This is a genomic window from Pseudomonas sp. 34 E 7 (genome assembly GCF_900005715.1).
GTDB classification, from domain to species: domain Bacteria; phylum Pseudomonadota; class Gammaproteobacteria; order Pseudomonadales; family Pseudomonadaceae; genus Aquipseudomonas; species Aquipseudomonas orientalis_A.
This window is the reverse complement of the sequence record NZ_CVTX01000159.1, coordinates 35,999-49,800: the sequence shown is the minus strand read 5'-3', so window position 1 is coordinate 49,800 and position 13,802 is coordinate 35,999. Positions and strand designations below refer to the sequence as shown.

Annotated in this window: 14 protein-coding genes and 1 pseudogene; 12 read left to right on the top strand and 3 right to left on the bottom strand. The window is 61.6% G+C overall.

What is annotated here, in order from left to right:
* From BFP96_RS30520 to BFP96_RS20940, 10 genes and pseudogenes are all read left to right on the top strand, one after another.
* Positions 1 to 96: pseudogene (locus tag BFP96_RS30520) on the top strand (cobalamin biosynthesis protein); the annotation flags it as partial.
* Complete coding sequence (gene cobD, locus BFP96_RS20980; RefSeq protein ID WP_065892319.1) at positions 89 to 1,078, top strand: threonine-phosphate decarboxylase CobD; 990 nt, start codon at positions 89 to 91, stop codon at positions 1,076 to 1,078. The pseudogene BFP96_RS30520 and the gene cobD, both read left to right, overlap by 8 nt.
* Positions 1,075 to 2,526 (top strand): cobyric acid synthase, encoded by a 1,452-nt coding sequence (locus BFP96_RS20975; protein ID WP_065936937.1) that lies wholly within the window; start codon positions 1,075 to 1,077, stop codon positions 2,524 to 2,526. The genes cobD and BFP96_RS20975 overlap by 4 nt, the downstream gene beginning before the upstream one ends.
* A gap of 487 nt (positions 2,527 to 3,013) precedes the next feature.
* Entirely contained in the window at positions 3,014 to 3,535 is a 522-nt protein-coding gene (gene cobU / locus BFP96_RS20970) for a bifunctional adenosylcobinamide kinase/adenosylcobinamide-phosphate guanylyltransferase (protein ID WP_065892317.1), read from the top strand.
* On the top strand, positions 3,532 to 4,587 hold the full coding sequence (gene cobT / locus BFP96_RS20965; protein ID WP_065936936.1) for a nicotinate-nucleotide--dimethylbenzimidazole phosphoribosyltransferase: 1,056 nt from the start codon (positions 3,532 to 3,534) through the stop codon (positions 4,585 to 4,587). The genes cobU and cobT overlap by 4 nt, the downstream gene beginning before the upstream one ends.
* Entirely contained in the window at positions 4,584 to 5,159 is a 576-nt protein-coding gene (cobC, locus tag BFP96_RS20960) for an alpha-ribazole phosphatase family protein (protein ID WP_065884510.1), read from the top strand. Before cobT ends, cobC begins: the two co-directional genes overlap by 4 nt.
* Before the next feature lie 2 nt (positions 5,160 to 5,161).
* Positions 5,162 to 5,890, top strand: a complete 729-nt coding sequence (locus BFP96_RS20955; RefSeq protein ID WP_065936935.1) for an adenosylcobinamide-GDP ribazoletransferase — start codon at positions 5,162 to 5,164, stop codon at positions 5,888 to 5,890.
* Between the two features lie 42 nt (positions 5,891 to 5,932).
* Complete coding sequence (locus BFP96_RS20950) at positions 5,933 to 6,337, top strand: MarR family winged helix-turn-helix transcriptional regulator (protein WP_065884512.1); 405 nt, start codon at positions 5,933 to 5,935, stop codon at positions 6,335 to 6,337.
* 53 nt (positions 6,338 to 6,390) lie between these two features.
* Positions 6,391 to 7,599 (top strand): MFS transporter, encoded by a 1,209-nt coding sequence (locus BFP96_RS20945; protein WP_065884513.1) that lies wholly within the window; start codon positions 6,391 to 6,393, stop codon positions 7,597 to 7,599.
* A gap of 150 nt (positions 7,600 to 7,749) precedes the next feature.
* On the top strand, positions 7,750 to 8,301 hold the full coding sequence (locus BFP96_RS20940) for a glutathione peroxidase (protein ID WP_065892314.1): 552 nt from the start codon (positions 7,750 to 7,752) through the stop codon (positions 8,299 to 8,301).
* A gap of 221 nt (positions 8,302 to 8,522) precedes the next feature.
* Here the strand turns inward: BFP96_RS20940 and BFP96_RS20935 are convergent, their stop codons facing one another.
* From BFP96_RS20935 to BFP96_RS20925, 3 genes are all read right to left on the bottom strand, one after another.
* Positions 8,523 to 9,800 carry an OmpP1/FadL family transporter gene (locus tag BFP96_RS20935; protein ID WP_065892313.1) on the bottom strand — a complete coding sequence of 426 codons (1,278 nt, stop codon included), beginning with the start codon at positions 9,798 to 9,800 and terminating at the stop codon, positions 8,523 to 8,525.
* 489 nt (positions 9,801 to 10,289) lie between these two features.
* On the bottom strand, positions 10,290 to 10,514 hold the full coding sequence (locus BFP96_RS20930) for a hypothetical protein (protein ID WP_010208698.1): 225 nt from the start codon (positions 10,512 to 10,514) through the stop codon (positions 10,290 to 10,292).
* Positions 10,515 to 10,957: 443 nt separating this feature from the next.
* On the bottom strand, positions 10,958 to 11,263 hold the full coding sequence (locus BFP96_RS20925; RefSeq protein WP_065884516.1) for a hypothetical protein: 306 nt from the start codon (positions 11,261 to 11,263) through the stop codon (positions 10,958 to 10,960).
* Between the two features lie 454 nt (positions 11,264 to 11,717).
* On the opposite strand from BFP96_RS20925, the gene BFP96_RS20920 reads away from it, so the two are divergent.
* Positions 11,718 to 12,041, top strand: coding sequence for a hypothetical protein (locus BFP96_RS20920; RefSeq protein WP_065884517.1), 324 nt, complete (start codon positions 11,718 to 11,720; stop codon positions 12,039 to 12,041).
* Between the two features lie 175 nt (positions 12,042 to 12,216).
* The gene (gene rmuC, locus BFP96_RS20915; RefSeq protein WP_170876030.1) at positions 12,217 to 13,581 is read left to right on the top strand and encodes a DNA recombination protein RmuC; all 1,365 of its coding nucleotides are present in this window, start codon (positions 12,217 to 12,219) and stop codon (positions 13,579 to 13,581) included.
* The last annotated feature ends 221 nt before the right edge of the window (positions 13,582 to 13,802 follow it).

Genomic DNA, 13,802 nt, shown 5'->3' with positions numbered 1-13,802 from the left:
GACGCTGACGCCATCGACCGTGGCTGGCAACTGGTGCAGCGCGGCGTTTGGTTGTGGCTGCTGATCCTGTGCGCGGGGGCGCAATTTTATGCTTGAACATGGTGGTCGGCTGCGTAAGGCCGCAATTGAATACGGGATTGCCGAAGCGGATTGGCTCGATTTGTCCACTGGCCTGGCGCCCTGGCCGTGGCCGATCCCGGAGATTCCTGCGCGCGCCTGGGCGCGGTTACCCGAAGCCGATGACGGCCTGGAGAAAGTGGCCAGCGACTACTACGGCGCCGCCCAAGCGTTGCCGGTGCCAGGCTCCCAGGCCGCGATCCAGTTACTGCCGCGCCTGCGCCGTTCGGGCAAGGTCGGGGTGCTGTCGCCGTGTTATGCCGAGCACGCCGAGGCCTGGCGGCGTGCCGGTTATGTCGTACGCGAAGTGCAGGAGCAGGAAGTCGACTTCTTTCTCGACGGCCTCGACGTGCTGGTGGTGGTCAACCCCAATAACCCCACCGGCTTGAACCTGGCCCCTGAGCGCCTGCTCGACTGGCACGCGCGGCTGGCCCAGCGCGGCGGCTGGCTGGTGGTGGACGAGGCCTTCATGGATGTTACCCCGCACTTGAGCCTGGCCAGCCACACCCATCAGGTCGGCTTGATCGTGTTGCGCTCGTTTGGCAAGTTCTTCGGCCTGGCCGGGGTGCGCCTGGGTTTTGTGCTGGCCGAGCGCAAGTTGCTCAGGTTGTTGGCCGAACAGGTCGGGCCTTGGGCGGTCAGCGGGCCGACCCGGGTGATTGGCCAGCATTGCCTGAGCGACAGCGCCGGGCATGTCCGCCAGCGCACCCGTTGCCTTGAGACCGGCCAGCGTTTGTTCGACCTGCTGCAGCGCCAGGGCTTTGAACCCCACGGGGGCTGCGCCCTGTTCCAGTGGCTGATCACACCGCACGCCGAACGCTTGCACGAATTCATGGCCCAGCGCGGCATCCTGCTGCGCCTGTTCGTGCACAACAGCAGCGTGCGTTTCGGCCTGCCCGGCAGCGAGGCCGATTGGCAGCGGCTCGAGACGGCCCTGGCCGCCTATAAGGAAGTGACATGACCACGCTGATGGTGCAGGGCACCACCTCCGATGCCGGTAAAAGCACGCTGGTGACCGCGCTGTGTCGCTGGCTGGTGCGCCAGGGGGTTCCGGTCGCACCGTTCAAGCCACAGAACATGGCGCTCAACAGCGCGGTGACCGCCGAAGGTGGCGAGATCGGCCGCGCCCAGGCCGTGCAGGCTCAGGCCGCCCACCTGGCGCCCCACACCGACATGAACCCGGTGTTGCTCAAGCCCAACAGCGACACCGGCTCCCAAGTGATCATCCATGGCCGCGCCGTGACCAGCATGAACGCGGTCGCCTACCACGACTACAAGGCCATCGCGATGCAGGCGGTGCTGGCCTCCCATACCCGGTTGAGCCAGGCCTATGCGGTGGTCATGGTCGAAGGCGCGGGCTCGCCGGCCGAAATCAACCTGCGCGCCAATGACATCGCCAATATGGGCTTCGCCGAGGCCGTGGACTGCCCGGTGCTGTTGATCGCCGATATCAATCGCGGCGGGGTGTTCGCCCATCTGGTCGGCACCCTGGAGTTGTTGTCCCCCAGCGAGCAGGCACGGGTCCAGGGGTTCATCATTAACCGTTTTCGCGGTGATATCGCGCTGCTGCAACCGGGGCTCGATTGGCTGGAGGCGCGCACCGGCAAGCCGGTGGTGGGCGTGCTGCCCTATGTGATGGACCTGCACCTGGAGGCCGAGGACGGTATCGATCAGCGCCAGATCGACAAGGCTGCCCAGGTGCTCAAGGTGGTGGTGCCGGTGCTGCCGCGCATCAGCAACCACACGGATTTCGATCCGCTGCGCCTGCATCCCCAGGTGGACCTGCAATTCGTCGGGCCGGGTCAGCCGATCCCGGCAGCCGACCTGATCATCCTGCCGGGGTCGAAAAGTGTGCGCAGTGATCTGGCGTATTTGCGTGCCAATGGCTGGGATACGGCCGTGGCGCGGCATTTGCGTTATGGCGGCAAGGTGCTGGGCATTTGTGGCGGGTTGCAGATGCTCGGCGAGCAGGTGCATGACCCGCTCGGTCTGGAAGGAGCCGCCGGCTCCAGCGACGGGTTGGGGCTGCTGGCGTTCAGTACCACGCTTGCGCAGGAGAAGCAGCTGCGCAATGTGCGCGGACGGTTGCTGCTGGAGGATGCCGAGGTCAGTGGGTATGAGATCCATGCGGGGGTGACGAGCGGCGGGGCGCTTTCGAATGCCGCTGTGCGGCTTGATGATGGGCGCAGTGACGGTGCGCAGAGTGCCGATGGGCAGATTCTCGGGACGTACCTGCATGGCTTGTTCGAAACCCCGGCCGCGTGCAGTGCGTTGTTGCGCTGGGCGGGGTTGCAGGAGGTGCAGGAAGTGGATTATCACGCGCTGCGTGAGCGGGATATCGAGCGGTTGGCGGATTTGGTGGAGCACCATCTGGATACGGACTTGTTGCGCAGACTGTGCGGGCTTTGACGGTGTGTACGCGGACAGAATGTGGGAGGGGGCTTGCTCCCGATGGCGGCCTCTGGGCCGACCAGGATGTTGGATTGGACCGAGTACATATCCGTTTCTGCGGTAACGGCTGCTTAGGGTTCCGCCCTTACGGCGGCTCACTTTTGAAAAGCGCAAAAGTAAGCAAAACGCTCTTGCCCCACCACTCGGCACCTCGCTTAGGCTCGGTGTGCCAGCGTGGTTTAACGGGGCGCCTAAGATCAAGATCAAGAGCGACTCGCTGCGCATCGTGGTTAGGGTTGGGTGCTACTGAGTTGTGTAGACGGCCGCGGACTAAATGTGGGAGGGGCGGTGCGACGATTCGACTTGCCCCCGATAGCGGTGGGTCAGTTATCGAAGTTTTCACTGTTACTCCCTCATCGGGGGCAAGTCGAATCGTCGCACCGCCCCTCCCACATTGTTCGGTGGCGGCCTCAGCCGGTCGGCGGGCCTTGGAAGGTATGTGCTTATGCATCAATTAATTCTCGGCGGCGCTCGCTCGGGCAAGAGTCGGCTGGCCGAAAAGCTCGCCGGCGACAGCGGGCTGTCTGTGATTTATATCGCCACCAGCCAACCGCTGGACGGTGAGATGAATCAGCGCGTTGCCTTGCATCGCGAACGGCGTCCGGAGCATTGGGGGTTGATCGAAGAACCCGTCGAGCTGGCGCGTGTGCTGCGTGAAAACGCCGCTGCCGGCCATTGCCTGTTGGTCGACTGCCTGACTTTGTGGCTGACCAATCTGTTGATGCTCGAGGATGCCGAGCGCCTGGCGTTCGAGCGCGATCAGTTGCTGCAAACCCTGGCGTCGCTGCCGGGTGAAATCATTTTTGTCAGCAACGAGACCGGACTGGGTGTCGTGCCGCTGGGCGAATTGACTCGCCGTTATGTGGATGAAGCCGGTTGGCTGCATCAAGCCTTGGCCGAGCGGTGTCAGCGTGTGGTGCTGACGGTGGCCGGCCTGCCCCTGACTTTGAAAGGTACTGCGTTATGACCGATTCCTGGTGGCTCAACCCCTGCAAGGCCATCGATGCTTCTGCGCAGGAACAGGCGCGGGACCGTCAGCAGCAGTTGACCAAGCCCGCCGGTTCCCTCGGCCAGTTGGAAGCGCTGGCGGTGCAATTGGCCGGTTTGCAGGGCCGGGTCAAGCCCTCGGTGGATCAACTGTGGATCGCGATTTTTGCCGGCGACCACGGCGTGGTCGCGGAAGGCGTGTCGGCGTTTCCCCAGGAAGTGACCGGGCAGATGCTGCACAACTTTGTCACCGGTGGCGCGGCCATCAGCGTGTTGGCCCGGCAACTGGACGCGCAGTTGGAGGTGGTCGATCTCGGCACGGTGACGCCCTCCCTGGCGTTGCCCGGCGTGCGTCACCTGAATATCGGCGCGGGCACGGCCAACTTCGTCAACGGCCCGGCGATGACCCAGGCTCAGGGCAATCAGGCCCTGCAGGCCGGGCGAGACAGCGCACACCGCGCCCTGGAAAACGGCGCACAGCTGTTTATCGGTGGCGAGATGGGCATCGGCAACACCACCGCCGCCAGTGCGTTGGCCTGTGCGCTGCTCGATTGCCCGGTGAGTGACCTGACCGGGCCGGGCACGGGTTTGAATGCCCAGGGTGTCAGTCATAAGGTGGCGGTCATCGAGCGCGGCCTGACACTGCACGGGGCCCAGCGCGACGACGCGCTGCAGACGCTGTTCAACCTTGGGGGCTTTGAAATCGCCGCGCTGGTCGGTGCCTATCTGGCCTGCGCCCAGGCGGGCATCGTGGTGCTGGTGGACGGGTTTATCTGCAGCGTCGCCGCACTGGTCGCCACGCGCCTGAACCCGGCCTGCCGCGAGTGGCTGGTGTTCGGCCACCGTGGCGCCGAGCCGGGCCATCGTCACGTGCTGCACAGTCTTGACGCGCAGCCTCTGCTCGAGCTGGGCCTGCGCCTGGGCGAAGGCAGCGGCGCGGCGTTGGCGGTACCGCTGTTGCGCCTGGCCTGTGCGCTGCACGGGCAGATGGCGACCTTCGCCGAAGCGGCGGTGGCGGACCGTCCCGCATGACGTTGCACCTGGATGTGCTGCGCCATGGCGAAACCGAATTGGGCGGCGGCCTGCGCGGTAGCCTGGATGACGCCCTGACAGCCAAAGGCTGGGAACAGATGCGCGCCGCAGTCGCAGGGCGGGGGCCGTGGGACCGGCTGATCAGTTCGCCGTTGCAACGCTGCGCGCGCTTTGCCCAGGAGCTGGGCGAGCGTCTCAACCTTCCGGTCAGCCTGGAAAAAGACCTGCAGGAGCTGCACTTCGGCGCCTGGGAAGGGCAGAGCGCGGCGGCGTTGATGGAAACCGATGCCGAGGGCCTGGGCTTGTTCTGGGCGGACCCCTACAGTTTTACGCCGCCGCAAGGTGAGCCGGTGGGCGCGTTTTCCGAGCGGGTGCTTGGTGCTGTCTCACGTCTGCGCCAGGCCCATGCCGGTGAGCGCGTGCTGTTGATCAGCCACGGTGGCGTGATGCGGCTGCTGTTGGCGCGCGCGCGGGGTTTGCCTCGAGAACAATTGCTGAATGTCGAAGTCGGCCATGGCGGGCTGTTCAACTTGCAAGTCGCGACCGATGGCACGTTGAAGGAAGGAGGCTGACCATGCTGCCATTCTGGATCGCCTTGCAGTTCCTAAGCAGCCTGCCGATTCGCCTGCCGGGCATGCCGCAACCTCAGGAACTGGGGCGTTCGTTGCTGTTTTATCCGCTGGTGGGCGTGCTGTTCGGCGTGCTGCTGTGGGGCCTGAACGCGTTGTTGACGGGCACGCCACTGTTGCTGCACGCCGCGCTGCTGTTGAGCGCCTGGGTGCTGCTCAGCGGCGGCCTGCACCTGGACGGCCTGGCCGACAGCGCCGACGCTTGGCTGGGTGGTTTTGGTGACCGTGAACGCACCCTCACTATCATGAAGGACCCACGCAGCGGGCCCATTGCCGTGGTCACCCTGGGCCTGGTGGTGCTGCTCAAGTTCACCGCGCTGGTGACGCTGATCGAGCAGCACAATGGTGCTGCGCTGATTCTCGCGCCGCTGATCGGCCGGGCGTCGATGCTGGCGCTGTTTCTCACTACGCGTTATGTGCGCGCGGGTGGATTGGGTCAGGCGCTGTCGGATCATTTACCCAGGGTTGTCGGCCAGCAGGTGCTGATCCTCAGTGGACTGGCCTGCATCCTGATCGGCGGGTTCAACGGGGGGCTGGCGGTATTGCTCGCCGCAGTGTGTTTTATCGGGTTGCGCCAGGTGATGGTCAAGCGCCTCGGTGGTACCACCGGCGATACTGCCGGCGCACTGCTGGAACTGCTGGAAACGGCGGTGCTGATTGGACTGGCGTTGTAACACTTTCTTGCATTTGCACAACTCCGGGTATATACACGCTCCATGCTTGCCTCCCAATGTTTATGCACCAACCTGCGACGCGCCGCCCGTGGCGTCAGCAGGCATTACGACGGCGCCCTCGACGGCTTCGGGATCAACGTTGCGCAGTATTCCTTGCTGTGCAACCTGCAACGTCTCGATCAGCCGAGCATTTCCAGCCTGGCCGAAGCGATGGGCCTGGACCGCAGCACCCTGGGGCGCAATCTGCGCGTCCTCGAAGGTGACGGCCTGGTGCGGTTGGTCGAGGGTGATGACCTGCGCAATCGCCTGGTGGTATTGACCGAGGCGGGCCAGCAGCGTTTGGCGGCGGCCCTGCCGGCATGGGAAGCGGCGCAACAGAAATTGATCGATCAGCTTGGCGCGCAAAAGCGCGAAACCCTGTTGGCCTTGCTGGATGAACTGGCCTGAACGGCGGTTTGTTCGGCTACAAGCGGGTATATACCCGCGACGGAGAATAAGAAATGACCTCGATGTGGCGCACGAGTGGCTGGGTTCTTTTGGGGAGTGCGCTGATCCTGGCGTTGTCGTTGGGCGTGCGGCATGGCTTTGGGCTATTCCTGGCGCCGATGAGCAGCGAATTCGGCTGGGGGCGTGAGACGTTCGCTTTTGCCATTGCCTTGCAGAACCTGATCTGGGGCCTGGCACAGCCGTTCACCGGGGCCTTGGCCGACCGCTTCGGCGCGACCAGGGCGGTGTTCGTCGGCGGTGTGTTGTACGCCGTGGGACTGGTGCTGATGGGCATGTCGGATTCGGCGTGGTCATTGTCCCTGAGTGCCGGGTTGCTGATTGGCATCGGCCTGTCCGGCACGTCGTTTTCAGTGATTCTCGGCGTGGTCGGCCGTGCCGTCGCACCGGAGAAACGCAGCATGGCCATGGGCATCGCCAGCGCCGCCGGCTCCTTTGGCCAGTTCGCCATGGTGCCTGGCACCCTCGGCTTGATTGGTTGGCTGGGCTGGTCGGCGGCGCTGCTGGCACTGGGCTTGATGGTGGCGTTGATCCTGCCGCTGGTGGCCATGCTCAAGGACAAACCGCTGCCGGTGACGCTCGGTCAACAAACCCTGCGCGAAGCGTTGAAGGAGGCGTGCTCCCATTCCGGGTTCTGGCTGCTGGCCTTCGGCTTTTTCGTCTGCGGATTCCAGGTGGTGTTTATCGGTGTGCATCTGCCGGCGTACCTGGTGGACCAGCATCTGCCGGCCACGGTGGGCACCACGGTGCTGGCCTTGATCGGCCTGTTCAATGTGTTCGGCACCTACACCGCCGGCTGGCTGGGTGGGCGCATGTCCAAGCCGCGTCTGCTCACCGGCCTGTACCTGCTGCGTGCGGTGGTGATCGGGCTGTTCCTGTGGGCGCCGGTCACCGAGGTCACGGCTTACCTGTTTGGCATGGCCATGGGCTTCCTCTGGTTGTCCACCGTACCGCTGACCAACGGCACGGTTGCCACCTTGTTTGGCGTGCGAAACCTTTCGATGTTGGGTGGGATTGTGTTCCTGTTCCATCAACTCGGCTCATTCCTCGGTGGCTGGTTGGGCGGGGTGGTCTATGATCGAACCGGTAGCTATGACTTGATCTGGCAGGTGGCAATTTTGCTCAGCCTGCTCGCGGCGGCCCTGAACTGGCCGGTGCGTGAGCGGCCGGTGGCGCGCATTCAGGCGCAAATGGAGGCGGCATGAGTGCAGCACTGCGGTGCGTGATCCTGGCGGTGGCGCTGGTGGTGTTGCTGTTGGCCTGGTGGGGCTGGCAGCAAGGCGGCCTGGCGTTGATGCAGTTGGGCATGGCGATCTGTTAAGTTCATTGTCTGAACCGAATCAAGGACCTTTGATATGTTGATGCGCTGGCTCGCTGTACCCGTCCTGATGGCTGCTGGCAGTGTGGCTCTGGCCGCCGGATGCCCGCCGTTGCTGGAGGGCCAATTGCCCAAGCTGCGGGCCAAGGAATCCATTGACCTGTGCCAGCGTTTTGCAGGCAAGCCTTTGGTGATCGTCAATACGGCGAGCTTCTGCGGCTTCGCTCCCCAATTCAAAGGCCTCGAAGCCTTGTATCAGCGCTATAAGGGCGAAGGGCTGGAGGTGATTGGCGTGCCTTCCGACGACTTTAAGCAGGAGGCCAAGACCGGTGAGGAAACCGCCAAGGTCTGCTACGTCAATTACGGCGTGACCTTCACCATGACCGAGCCGCAGAAGGTCAAGGGGCCGGACGCGGTGCACCTGTTCAAGAGCCTGGCGCAGCAGACCGACACGCCGCCGAAGTGGAATTTCTACAAGTACGTGGTGGATCGCCAAGGCAAGGTGATTGCCAATTTTTCCAGCCTGACCAAGCCTGACAGTCCCGAGCTGATCAAGGCGGTGGAGCAGGCGATCGCTTCCAAGCCCTGATAGCAAGTCATGATCGTTCCCACGCTCTGCGTGGGAATGCCGCCCGGGACGCTCCGCGTCCTGCTTTCAGGACAAGATCCGGCACTTGCGCAACGGTGACGCGGAGCGTCACAGGATGCATTCCCACGCGGAGCGTGGGAACGATCAATCACATACAGGATCGTCCATTAAAAAGCCCCGCCTCCTTTGCAGGAGGCGGGGCTTTTTTATACCGCGATGAATCAGAAGCGGTAGGTCATGCCCAGGCCGAAACCGTTGGCACTGTTCTCATACTTGGCGTTGTAGCTGGCCAGTTGGTTGGCGCGTGCAACCTTGACGTCCTCTTCCTTCAGGTAGGAGTAAGCCACGTCGATGGTCATGTTCGGCATGACCTCGTAGCCCAGGCCCAGACTGAAGATGGTGCGGTCGCCGGTAGGAATGCGCGGCGAGCGATCCGTGTTGTTGGTCGGCGACTGGTCGAACGTCAGGCCGGTACGCAGTACCACCTGCTTGGTCAGCTGGTACGAAGTACCCACGGCGTACGCCCAGGTGTCATGCCAGTTCTGGTCTTCCTTGATGGTGCTGACCAGGCCGGGGGCCAGCGCGCCACCCGCTCCGGCAGTCACGCCTTCGTTCTTGACGGTGATGTCTTTCAGGCGGCTCCAGCGGGTCCAGGTTGCACCGGCGTAGAGTTTCCACGCATCGGTCAGGTCCTGGGTCACCGACAGGTCGTAGGACTCAGGCGTGTCGATCTTCAGCGAGGCGTCGTAGCGATTGCTGCGCAGGAACGGGGAAGTCGCGGTCGGCGCGGTGACCTCGGTGTGGCCGTCCAGCTTGTAGCTGACCTTGGAGTGGTAGGTCAGGCCGACGCGGGTGGTATCGGTGGCTTGTACCAGCACGCCGATGTTGAAGCCCAGCGCGGTGTCGTCACCCTTGATCTTGATATTGGTGTCGGGGGCGCGAGGGTTCAGCGTCAGGTCCGATTCCAGGGTACCGGCAATGCGGTTGATGGTCGGGCCAAAACCCACGGAAACGCGATCGTTGAAGGCGTAGCTGACAGTCGGTTGCAAAGTGATGACTTTCACTTCGCTCTTGCTGCCAAAGCCACGGCCCTGGAAGCCGCTTTCGTAGTCAGTCACCAGGCCGAACGGCGCATAGACGCCGAAACCCACAGCCCACTGATCGTTGAGTTTATTGGTGTAGAAACCGAAAGGGACGGCGGTGAACGGCACCATATCGCCCTTGTTGCTGCCACTGGAGCGACCGCTGGTATTGCTCAGGTCAGTGGACGCATCGATGGCCGCGACACCGCCGGTCACCTGCTGGCCGCTCAGGCGAGCCATACCGGCAGGGTTGCCATACACAGTGCTTGCATCATCGGCAGAAGAAGAGCGACCCGCGAAACCAGTACCCATTCCGCTGACGCTCTGTTCGTTCAGGGCGAAGCCGCTGGCGAACAGTTGGGAGGAGGCCATGGCAACGGCGAGGCTAAGTGTGGTCTTGAGCATTACTTTTTTCATTATTAGAACTCCGTGTGATCACCGCTGCGGAAAGTATCAATAAATTTCACATCGCGCTATAGGCTGTAATGCAGGAGATAGAGCGGTTTTGTAGGACAATCCGACCAGATTTGCGGTTTTTTGGCGAATCTTGCAAATTGCCTGGTCAGAAGGTCGTGTGTTTCATGGGTCAGACACAGGTTTGCCGGGCCTGGGAGAAATCTCGCAAACGTTCTTGAGGGTGAAATATTTTTAATGAATGACGGGCCCGAGAAGGCGGGCTTGGCAGCGGTGAATCGGATCTCAGGCCCGTCGCAAGCGGATCATGCCGCTTGAGTTGAAGTGTAGTGTCATATTCATCTTGTAAAGGGCTGTTTTTAAAACATCTTTGTTATTCGGTTATAACGCTTATATCTATTTGTGATTAGTAAGAATTCTTTGGGTGAATTCCAGGCAATAAAAAACCCTGTTTTTCAGACAGGGTTTTTGTGTTTCAGCGACTCGGGTCGATCAGGCAATCAATGCCTGACGGGTACGCTCGATCACGGCCTGCAGCGGTTCAGCGCTGGAGTATTGATCGGGGTACAGGCGTTCGCTGTGACGCGCGATGCCGTGTTCGTTGACCAGGGTGAAGCTGAAGCAGCCTTTGCGAGCGGCCATGATCAGGCAGTTCATTGGGGCAAAAGCGTTGGTGAGGGTGCGAATGGCATCCTGAGTATGGATTTGAGCGTTCATATTATGGGTGTTCCTACAAATGACACAGATAAGAACCGTGCCGTATTAAAACGTTCCAGTGACGTTGATCACCATTGATCAAACGAAGAACCCGACTGGAACAAAGCAGCCAGTTTGAAGCGCTATTGAATGAGGCGCGCTTGGGCTGGCAGGTAGGTACTTAGGAGGGCAGGCAACACAACAGGGGCAAAGGTTCTGGGCCCCGGGTGAAGATCCTGATCAATTTGCAGGTTGGTTCGGTCAGAGTATGGAGACTTCGCGACACCCTTTGCTTGTTCAAAGGCCGTGTCGTCGCAAGTGATACCTGGAAACCATCGAGGTGGTCGATCCCATGTGATTCAGGGATATGTTCGACCAGAATTGACTTTCAGCTTGGTACTAACGCCGCGGATAGTAACGGATCGAAACAGGGAAGGGAAGTGGTCCCGTAAAAAAAATCCCGATCAGCCCCCCAGCAGCCCGCGATAGACCAGCACGGTGATCGACGCGGCCAACGTACAACCGAGTGCGTAGGCGGCGAGGGTCAGCCTCAAGGACTTGCCGGTCTCGATGACCCGAATGACATCACGCATGTCGCCGATCCCGCCTTCTCCCAGTTCGATGCACAGACTTGATGCGGTCAGAGCGGCGGATACCAGGATAGCGATGGCAAACAGCGCGCCGTCCGGGGACGGTAACAGCGCATTGATGGCCAGGGATGTCGCACAAATGGCCAGCAGCAACGTGGCGAATAACAGAATTCCTTTCATCGGCCCTGCACGGTTGCGTTGTCGGTGGAGAAGTGTGGCGAGCGGCGACCGCTTTGAAAAGTCCCCAGGCCTGCAGGCAGTAACATTTTCCCGGCCTATCGGAGCAAAAAGACCCGCGATATAACCATTGACTGGGTAGTTGTGCACATTTGTCGCAGCTTGTGTAACTTCAGGGGCAGCGGCCCTGGAGCCCGCTCATTTGCCTGCAATCAAAATTTAAGTCAATGAAAAATCTGGCTTTTTTTTATTGGTGAAAAAATCGTCAGTTTGACTGCGGCCCCCGTTCCATGGGGCTTTGCGCGAGTTAAAGCGGGGTTGTCCACTGAGTTATCCACAGCTTCTGTGGATTGTCCCAAGCGCTTGCTCTAGAACGGGCGTGCAGCGTTTTTTCAGCTTTACCTGTACGAAAAAAAGAGTAGAGTGGCGCGCCTTCTGGTCTGCCCCACAGTGCTTTATGAAGTTTCGCTCAGTATCACCTTCTGTTACCGACACTCCCCAAACTGTTACCGCGCCCAAGCGCTTCTCGTTGAAAGTCGCCTTGTGGCTGCTCGACAGCCCGCGCCTGGGGCAGAGTACCAACATCAAGCACTTGGCCGGCCGTCTGCTCAAGCAGCCTGCCCGTGAAGGCGTGGTGGCCGCGCAGAGCCGCCTGGGCCAACTGATGTGCCGTGAATGCGGAAATGCCCGCGACCGGCGTATCGGCCAGGACCTGCTGCGTTCGGCGGCCCGTGCCGGTGATCGCCGCGCCCAGCGCGAATTGGGCCAGGTCGAAGACTGAGCTGTCCTCCCGTGCCTTGCTTGGTTAACCTTGCTGTTTTTGGGTGAAGGCAGAAATGACTATGGTGTTCGACTGGACCAGTGTCGCCCTCGGCCTTGCGGGCGCAGCCCTGCCGTTACTGGCGTGGTGCTGGCAGCTTCAACGGCGGCTGACCGCGCGCACCACCGGCTGGGAGTTGCTGGAAGAGCGCCTGGCCACCGCGCAACTGGCCCAGGAAGGGCTTGCCGCGCAGTTGGATGCCAGCCGCGACGAGATCAGCGATCTGAGCCAGGCCAATGCCGCCAAGCAGGCCGACCTGGCTGCGGTACGCCGCGAAGTCGAGCTGTTGCAGATCGACCGCGATAACGCCCGCGACGCCGCCCACGCCTGGAATATCGACCGCAGCGCCAAGGAAACCGAACTGCGCCGCCTTGACGCCCTGGCCGCGGCCCTGCGCGCCGAGCTGCGGGAACAGCAGGACAGCCATCAACAACGTCTCGCCGACCTGCAAGGTTCCCGCGATGAGCTGCGCGCGCAGTTCGCCGAACTCGCCGGGAAGATTTTCGACGAGCGCGAACAACGCTTTGCCGAAACCAGCCAGGAGCGTCTCGGGCAGTTACTCGACCCGCTCAAGGAACGCATCCAGTCCTTCGAGAAGCGCGTTGAAGAAAGCTACCAGAACGAAGCCCGCGAACGCTTTTCCCTGGCCAAGGAGCTTGAACGCCTGCAGCAATTGAACCTGCGCCTGTCGGACGAAGCCACCAACCTGACCCGCGCCCTTAAAGGCCAGAAAACCCAGGGTAACTGGGGCGAACTGATCCTCGAGCGGGTGCTGGAACATGCGGGGCTGGAAAAAGGTCGCGAGTATCAGACCCAGGTCAGCCTCAAGGGCCCGGATGGCGAACGCTTCCAGCCGGACGTGCTGATCATGTTGCCGGGCGACAAGCAGGTGGTGGTGGACTCCAAGGTCAGCCTGACCGCCTACCAGCAGTACGTCGCAGCGGATGACGAGGTGATTGGCCAGGCGGCGTTGAAACAGCATGTGCTGTCCTTGCGCAATCACGTCAAAGGCTTGGCCGGCAAGGATTACAAGCGCCTGGAAGGCTTGCACAGCCTGGATTTCGTGCTGTTGTTCGTGCCGATCGAAGCGGCGTTTTCCGCAGCGCTGCAAGCCGAGCCGAACCTGTTCCAGGAAGCCTTTGACCGCCATATCGTGATTGTCAGCCCGACCACCTTGCTGGCCACCCTGCGGGTGATCGACAGCCTGTGGAAGCAGGAGCGTCAGAGCCAGAACGCGCGGGAAATCGCCGAGCGCGCCGGTTGGTTGTATGACAAGTTCGTGCTGTTTATCCAGGATCTGGACGAAGTGGGTAATCGCCTGCAACAGTTGGATAAGGCTTACAGCGCAGCGCGCAACAAACTGACGGACGGACGCGGGAATCTGGTCAGTCGCACCGAGCAGTTGAGACTGCTCGGTGCCCGAGCGAGCAAAAGTTTGCCGGCGGATTTGCTTGAAAGGGCAATGACCGATTCTGACGGCGTGGCGCATCTACCCGAATGAAAACGCAGATCAAAATGTGGGAGGGGGCTTGCCCCCGATGGCCATAGATATCTACACAACTCAGCAGCGCCCAACCGTAACCACGATGCGAAGCGAGTCGCTCTTGATCTTGATCTTGATCTGCTTGTGATCCTAGGCGCCCCGTTAAACCACGCTGGCCGAACGCAGGCTTGAATCCGTGGGCAACCCGGCAGGACGCCGGGTTAGCCGCACTGGGCCAT